This window comes from uncultured Demequina sp., from assembly GCF_913055775.1.
Lineage (GTDB): Bacteria > Actinomycetota > Actinomycetes > Actinomycetales > Demequinaceae > Demequina.
Genome location: NZ_CAJXJX010000132.1, coordinates 1 through 7,090, shown reverse-complemented (window position 1 = coordinate 7,090; position 7,090 = coordinate 1). Strand labels below are relative to the sequence as shown.

The 7,090-nt window shown below is 70.1% G+C and carries 8 protein-coding genes and 1 pseudogene; 4 read left to right on the top strand and 5 right to left on the bottom strand.

Annotation, left to right across the window (positions count from 1 at the left end; genetic code table 11):
• Nucleotides 1-468 (top strand): annotated as a pseudogene (locus QZ483_RS11660) (23S rRNA (uracil(747)-C(5))-methyltransferase); the annotation flags it as partial.
• 48 nt (nt 469-516) lie between these two features.
• Here QZ483_RS11660 and greA read toward each other — a convergent pair.
• Together greA and QZ483_RS11650 are read right to left on the bottom strand one after the other, a co-directional pair.
• Nucleotides 517-999: a transcription elongation factor GreA gene (gene greA / locus QZ483_RS11655; protein WP_297084168.1), complete on the bottom strand. Its 483-nt coding sequence runs from the start codon at nt 997-999 to the stop codon at nt 517-519.
• Between the two features lie 111 nt (nt 1,000-1,110).
• Nucleotides 1,111-1,488 carry a DUF4307 domain-containing protein gene (locus tag QZ483_RS11650; RefSeq protein WP_297084166.1) on the bottom strand — a complete coding sequence of 126 codons (378 nt, stop codon included), beginning with the start codon at nt 1,486-1,488 and terminating at the stop codon, nt 1,111-1,113.
• Between the two features lie 57 nt (nt 1,489-1,545).
• Between QZ483_RS11650 and QZ483_RS11645 the strand changes: the two genes are divergently transcribed.
• Nucleotides 1,546-1,812, top strand: a complete 267-nt coding sequence (locus tag QZ483_RS11645; protein WP_297084163.1) for a hypothetical protein — start codon at nt 1,546-1,548, stop codon at nt 1,810-1,812.
• 177 nt (nt 1,813-1,989) lie between these two features.
• Here QZ483_RS11645 and QZ483_RS11640 read toward each other — a convergent pair whose 3' ends face one another.
• Entirely contained in the window at nt 1,990-2,646 is a 657-nt protein-coding gene (locus QZ483_RS11640) for a hemolysin III family protein (RefSeq protein WP_297084161.1), read from the bottom strand.
• A gap of 74 nt (nt 2,647-2,720) precedes the next feature.
• Between QZ483_RS11640 and QZ483_RS11635 the strand changes: the two genes are divergently transcribed.
• A complete protein-coding gene (locus tag QZ483_RS11635) occupies nt 2,721-3,485 on the top strand; it encodes an isoprenyl transferase (RefSeq protein WP_297084159.1) in 765 nt (254 codons plus the stop codon).
• Between the two features lie 423 nt (nt 3,486-3,908).
• Complete coding sequence (locus tag QZ483_RS11630; protein ID WP_297084170.1) at nt 3,909-5,264, top strand: PhoH family protein; 1,356 nt, start codon at nt 3,909-3,911, stop codon at nt 5,262-5,264.
• Nucleotides 5,265-5,413: 149 nt separating this feature from the next.
• Here QZ483_RS11630 and QZ483_RS11625 read toward each other — a convergent pair whose 3' ends face one another.
• Together QZ483_RS11625 and QZ483_RS11620 are read right to left on the bottom strand one after the other, a co-directional pair.
• Nucleotides 5,414-6,253 carry a siderophore-interacting protein gene (locus tag QZ483_RS11625; protein ID WP_297084157.1) on the bottom strand — a complete coding sequence of 280 codons (840 nt, stop codon included), beginning with the start codon at nt 6,251-6,253 and terminating at the stop codon, nt 5,414-5,416.
• A 92-nt stretch (nt 6,254-6,345) separates the two neighbouring features.
• A partial coding sequence (locus QZ483_RS11620) for an ABC transporter substrate-binding protein (RefSeq protein ID WP_297084155.1) occupies nt 6,346-7,090 on the bottom strand: 745 nt, incomplete at its 5' end.

The following is a 7,090-nucleotide window of genomic DNA, read 5'->3' as shown; positions in this document are numbered from 1 at the left end:
GCGTGGATCGCCGATGTCGAGCCGGCGAGCCTGTGGGACCTCTATTGCGGCGTGGGCGGCTTCGCCCTGCACGCCTGCGCACCCGGGCGCGTGGTGACCGGCGTGGAGACCAGCGAGCAGGCGGTCGCGTCCGCGCTGCGGACCCGCGACGAGCTGCGCGCCCAAGGGCGCGAGGAGATGGCGACGATGGACTTCATCGCCGACGACGCCGTGGCGTGGGCCGCCCGCCAGGCCGATGCGCCCCAGGCGGTCGTGGTCAACCCGCCCAGGCGCGGGCTGGGTCAGCAGCTGTCGCAGACCGTCGACGCGTCAGGCGCTGACACCATCGTGTACTCGAGCTGCAATGCGGACACTCTCGCTCGGGATCTCGCGTGGATGCCGGCCTACCGTGCGGTCGAGGCGCGGCTGTTCGACATGTTCCCGCACACCGCGCACGGCGAGGTGGGCGTGCTGCTGCGACGCGCGTGACGGGATCGGACCGCCTCACGCACAAGAGGCGCCCGTCCGCAAGGAGCGTCAGCCGGTGAACGGCTCCGCGGCGATCACCTTGACGGCGATGTCGTTGCCGTTGGGCGCGGTGTAGCTGGTCTCGTCGCCGGGCTTCTTGCCGATGAGCGCGGCGCCCAAGGGCGACTGTGCGCTGAAGACGTCCAGGTCCGTGCCGCCCGCGACCTCGCGCGAGCCCACGAGGAACTTCATCTCGCGACCCATGACCTCGGCGGTGACCACGGTGCCGGAGGCGATCTCCGCGGAGTCCGTCGCTTCGCCCACGGTCGCAGTCTCAAGGATGTGGTGCAGCTGCTGGATGCGGGCCTCCTGCTTCGCCTGCTCCTCGCGCGCGGCGTGGTAGCCGCCGTTCTCCTTGAGGTCGCCCTCCTGGCGGCGCTCGTCGATCTCCTTGGCGATGGCGGCGCGGCCCTCGCCCTTCAGGTGGTCGTACTCCTGCTGCAGGCGGTCGTACGCCTCCTGGGTCAGCCAGGTGCTGGTGGTCTCAGTCACGTGTCCCTCCTTGCCGGACAGAATATGCCAGGGTAGCAAGCCCCCCGCCGGAGGTGTGAATTCCGCGGCGCGTCACCCCGGCCGGTCGCTCGGGCCGGCTCGCCGTGTGCGCTACTCCGGACCACAGCCGCGCACGGTCGCGGCGGTGGCCTGCTCCACGGTCGGGATGTCGAGGGTGATGCGCTGTTCCGCGCCGTCCGCGGGGTCCACGGTCACCTGGCCCACCCCCACCTCGGCGAATTGGACCGTGAGCGCCTGCACATGGCACACCACGGGATCGTCGGTGTAGAGGTACACATCGAACGTGATCTCCGCCTCCGTCGGGGAGATCACCTGGAAGCCGACGTCTGCCCACCGGGCGGGCTGGCTCGCCATCTGCCAGCCCACCCAGGCGGCAATGGCAGTCAGCACCGTGAGGCCCGCGATGACCAGGATCCAGCCGCGGCGCGACAGCCGGGGGCGCGCGTCGGCGGCCTCGTTCTCGGGCACGTCCTGAGGGGAGCTCACAATGAGGCAGGATAGATCAGGTCAGAAAGGGGACAGGACGTGGCGGACTTCAGTGGTGGGCCGGGCTTCTTGGCGTTCGTGGCGACGTTCGCCGTGGTCGTCGGCGCGATCCTGCTGTTCCGCTCCCTGTCCAAGCACCTGCGCAAGGTCCGCACGCACCCCCCGGAGGGCGAGGCGTCGGCCGATGCGGTGGCCGTGAGCACCGCCGATGCGACGGCGGGCGAGGGCGGCACGGACGAGCCCGCTGACGGCGAGCAGGGGGACGAGGGCCGCGACGACGACGGCCACGGAGGCACTGCCCGGTAGCGGTGCTGGCGAGATCCCGACGGAACCGTGTGGGTGATCGCCAGCAATGTCCGCCGCTTCGCTTCGTACGGGGGAGTCTGCGGGACGCTGCGGGCATCCGCCCACGAGTGCCCGACGGCCGGCGCGAGACTCAGCCCGCGCATCGGCGCTCCTGAGCGGCGGCGGGACGCGCTAGCGCTACGAGACCGTGAAGACCACCAGCGCGATCGCCACGTAGTGGCACAGGAAGCCCGCGATGGTGAGCGCGTGGAAGATCTCGTGGAAGCCGAAGTACCGCTCGGAGCCGCGCGGCCACTTGGTGCCGTAGATGATCGCGCCGACGGTGTAGCACAGGCCGCCCACGATGATCAGTGTCACCACGGCCGCGCCGCCCGCGCGGTAGAACGGCCCGATGAAGCCGATCGCGACCCACCCGAGCGCCAGGTACAGCGGGACATAGGCCCAGCGCGGCGCTCCTAGCCAGAAGACGCGCAGCAGGAGCCCGATGATCGCGCCGCCCCACACGACGGCCAGGACCACGGCTCGCGTGGTGCCGTCGAGCAGCATCACGGTGAGCGGCGTGTACGTGCCGGCGATGATGAGGAAGATGTTGGCGTGATCCATGCGCCTCAGCACGGCTGCCGTGCGCGACGACCAGTCGCCGCGGTGATACACCGCCGAGGTGCCGAAGAGCATGACCGCGGTCAGCGTGAAGATGCCGGTCGAGACGCGGCCGGCGAGCGTGGGGGCGAACACCACGAGCACCATGCCGGCGACCAGGGCGAGGGGAGCCGCACCGAGGTGCAACCAGCCGCGCATCAGCGGCTTACCGGGGACGGGGAGGTTCTCGGCCATGAACCTACGTTACCGTAGGTTACGTGCCGCGAGTACCGTAGTCATCGATCGGTCTGCGGAGCGAAGGGACGTCGATGGGACTGCGGAGCCTGCTCTACGGGCCGTACGAGCGTCAGATCGCCCGCACCCTGCGCACCGAGGGTGACACGCCTCAGCACATCGGCGTGATCCTCGACGGCAACCGTCGCTGGGCCCGCGCCTCCGGCACCTCCGCCGCGCACGGCCACCAGCGCGGAGCGGACAAGATCTCCGAGGTCCTGGGCTGGTCCGATGAGGCCGGCGTCAAGGTCGTGACGCTCTGGATGCTGTCCACCGACAACCTCGAGCGCGATCCCGCGGAACTGGACGCCCTGCTCGAGATCATCTGCGGCGCGGTCGAGCAGCTCGCGGACGACGGCCGCTGGAAGCTGCAGCATGTGGGAGCGGTGGACCTGCTGCCAGCCGATGCGGCCGCTCGGTTGGGAGCGGCCGTCGAGCGGACGTCGGGGAACAGCGGGCTTCACGTGAACATCGCCGTCGGGTACGGCGGGCGGCACGAGATCGCCGATGCCGTGCGTGCGGTGCTGCGCGACGGCGTCGCGCTGGGCAAGTCCCTCGAGGAGCTCGCGGAGACGGTGTCCGTCGAGCACATCGCCGAGCACCTGTACACGAAGGGCCAGCCCGACCCCGACCTGGTGATCCGCACGTCTGGCGAGCAGCGGCTGTCGGGCTTCCTCATGTGGCAGTCCGCGCATTCGGAGTTCTACTTCTGCGACGCGTACTGGCCGGACTTCCGCCACGTGGACTTCCTGCGAGCGCTGCGCGCGTTCTCCCAGCGTGAGCGGCGCCACGGGCGCTGAGCCGGCCGGCCCAGCCCGCGCATCGGCCCCATGCTGGGGGCTGTGCACCCAGGTAACCGCTGCTCCGCGCCCAGAATCACTGACCGGCACGTGCTTCGTCAGTGAAACATGCACCGCGGGGGCGGTTCTCACGCACGCGGGCCCAGGCGCCAGTGGAAACCGCCCGGGCACCTCCGGCCCAGCCCGCGCATCGGCGCGTCGCGTCGGCGTGTTCCGTTCGACGCAGGTGTGACACACCCGACAGCGAGGGCACATGACGAACATGTGACGCGCGGCGTGTCGCGCGGCCACCGCCCGGGCCGGGCGTACCGTCGGGATCGTGGTAACCACCGTGAGTCGGACCCACCCGGGACCGAACTAACCGATCGCCGTAGGGCGTTCGGCGCCCTGCGGCCTGAACCGCTGGGAGCGCCTGTGACCACCATCCAGCCCGACACCACCCCCTCGATCAACGCCGCGACGGCGACGGAGTTGCGCACATTCGTGCTCGACACGTCCGTGCTGCTGTCCGACCCGAGGGCCCTGAAGAGGTTCGCCGAGCACGCCGTCGTGCTGCCGGTGGTGGTGATCACCGAGCTCGAGGCCAAGCGCCACCACCCGGAGCTGGGGTACTTCGCGAGGTCAGCGCTGCGCACGCTGGACGAGTTCAGGGGCAAGCACGGCAAGCTCGACGAGCCGGTGGTCGCGAACGAGACGGGCGGCACCATCCGCGTCGAGCTCAATCACACGGACCAGGACGTGCTCCCGAGCGGCTTCCGCCTGGGCGACAACGACACGCGGATCCTCGCGGTGGCCGCCAACCTCAAGGCCGAGGGCCACGCCGTCACGGTGGTCTCGAAGGACCTGCCGATGCGCGTGAAGGCCTCCGCCCTGGGCATCGAGGCGGAGGAGTACCGCGCCGAGCTGGCCGTCGAGTCCGGCTGGACCGGCATGCGCGAGATCCAGCTCACGGACGAGCAGATGTCCGCGCTCTACGAGAACGAGCACGCTCCTGCACCCGCCCCGGCGGACTGCGGCGAGGACCTCGCGAACCTGCCCGTCCACACCGGCCTGGTGATCCACTCGGCCCGGGGCGGCGCGCTCGGTCGCGTCACCGATGACGGACAGATCCGTCTGGTCCGCGGCGACCAGGAGGTCTTCGGCGTCCACGGCCGCTCGGCTGAGCAGCGCATCGCGATCGACCTGCTGCTCGACGAGACAGTGGGCATCGTCTCGATGGGCGGCCGTGCCGGTACCGGCAAGTCCGCGCTCGCGCTGTGCGCCGGCCTCGAGGCCGTCATGGAGCGACGTCAGCACAAGAAGATCATGGTGTTCCGACCGCTGTACGCCGTGGGCGGCCAGGACCTGGGATATCTGCCCGGCAACGAGTCCGAGAAGATGAATCCGTGGGCGCAGGCGGTCTTCGACACCCTGGGCGCGATGGTGTCCTCCGAGGTGGTCGAGGAGGTCATGGCGCGGGGCATGCTCGAGGTGCTGCCGCTCACGCACATCCGCGGCCGCTCGCTCCACGACGCGTTCGTGATCGTCGACGAGGCGCAGTCGCTCGAGCGGAACGTGCTGCTCACCATGCTGAGCCGCATCGGCCAGGACTCGCGCGTGATCCTCACGCACGACGTCGCGCAGCGCGACAATCTGCGGGTGGGTCGTCACGACGGCATCGCCGCGGTCATCGAGGCACTCAAGGGCCACCCGCTGTTCGCGCACGTGACGCTCGAGCGCTCCGAGCGCTCGGCTGTCGCGGCGCTCGTCACCGACATGCTGGAGCGCCTGGACCTCTAGTCCGGACCCCAGACAGACAGCAGGGCCGATGCGGTGGTGACCACCGCATCGGCCCTTCCGTCGTCCTGGCGGTTGATTCGCGCTCGCCTAGGCGCTTAGGCGAGCGAAATGGATCCATTTCGCTCGGCAGGGGGAGCGGGAGGGGAGAGCTACAGCCCCAGCTCCTGGAGGTAGGGCTCGAGCTCGAGCCAGTTGACCTCATCGGGCCGGGATTCGTCCCAGATGGCCGCGTACTTCGCCTGCTGCTCAGGCGTGAGCGCGTTCCACTTGCGCAGCTGCTCCTCAGCGTCGACGTGCCAGTAGCCCACGATGCGGTAGAGCGTGTGGTGGCGGGTCCACTCCGCGCGGATGAAGGTCCGGGCGCGGCGGGACTCCGCGGACTCGCACGCGACCCACACGTAGACGTCGCCGTCGGGCACGGTCATCGAGCGCATGCAGCTCACGAGAGCGCAGGGTCCGCGCCCGTTGCCGGACACGCGCCACTCCACGTTCACGGTGGCGGGGGACGGCAGCGCGATGGCGTCGTCCATCGAGATGAGCTCGATGAGGACGTCAAAGGTCTCCTCCGGGCCAGCCTCCTCGAGGATGCGGGCGACGGCGGGCAGCCCGGTCGCGTCCGCGATCAGCAGGCGCCGGGTCGAGGCCTCGGGCGGGCTGTAGTACCCATGCGCGTCGCTGACCGCGACCACGTCGCCGGGCTGGGCCTCGCGGGCCCACGTGGCACCCCGGCCGTGGCCGTGCGTGACGATGTCGAGCTCGAGGCTGGGCACCTCGGGGTTCCACCGGCGGATCGTGTAGTGGCGGGCGATGTCGTGGTCGTCCTCCCAGCCCTCGGCCGGGTCCTCGCCGGGGATGTGGACGTGGACGAACTCGTCGGCCTTCGCGGTCGACTCCCATTCCTGAAGAGCGTCCCCGGTGAGGGTGACGCGACGCAGGTTCGGGCTGATCTGCTCGGCGCCCGCGACGGTGACGCGGAACGAGTCGGTCATGGTGTCTCCAGACGGTGGTGGGGAAAGCGGGTGGTGAGGGCCGATGCGCGGGTTGCGCGCGCATCGGCCCTCACCAGGCCGTCACTTCAGTGTCAGCTGGCCGACGAGAACTCGACGACCTCGGTCGCCGGGTCGCCGTCGAGCGCGGCCTCGAGCATCGGCACGAACGCGTCGATCGCGTACGCGATCGACGACGGCGAGTTCGCGAAGAACGCGCCCTCGAGGATCGGGTCGGACAGCCAGATGTTGCCGCCCACCTCGGTCACGTTCAGCGACGGGAACAGCGACAGGCCCTCGAGCTCGCCGCGGGCGTCGGGCGTCGTGGCAACCTGCCACACGATCGAGTCGAGCTCGCCGAGCACGTCGAGCTGCTCCGCGCTGATCTGGAACCAGCCCTCCTCGGTGCCCTCGATCGACGCGACGTCGAGGCCCACGTTCGCGAGGAACTGGTTGCGGGTGTCGGTGGCGGCGTAGACGAAGGTCTGGCCCTCGTAGAAGCCGCCCACCTGCGAGGTGAGGCCCTCCCACTCGGGGTGCGCCTCGCGGACCTCGGCGAACATCGCGTCGATGTCGGCGAGAACCTCCTCAGCCTTGTCCGTGGTGCCGGTGGCCTGGGCGAGTAGCGTGAGCTCGTCGGCGAGGCTGACGCCCCACTCGAAGGTCTCCTCGCCCTCCGAAGTCGTGGCGGGGCGGGTGACGACGGGTGCAATGCCGGTCAGGAGGTCGTACTCCTCCTGCGTCATCGTGTGGTTCGGGTAGGTCGCCACGATGAGGTCGGGCTCGAAGGAGGCGATGAGCTCGGCGTCGTAGGTGGTCGAGCCGGGGACGAACAGCTCG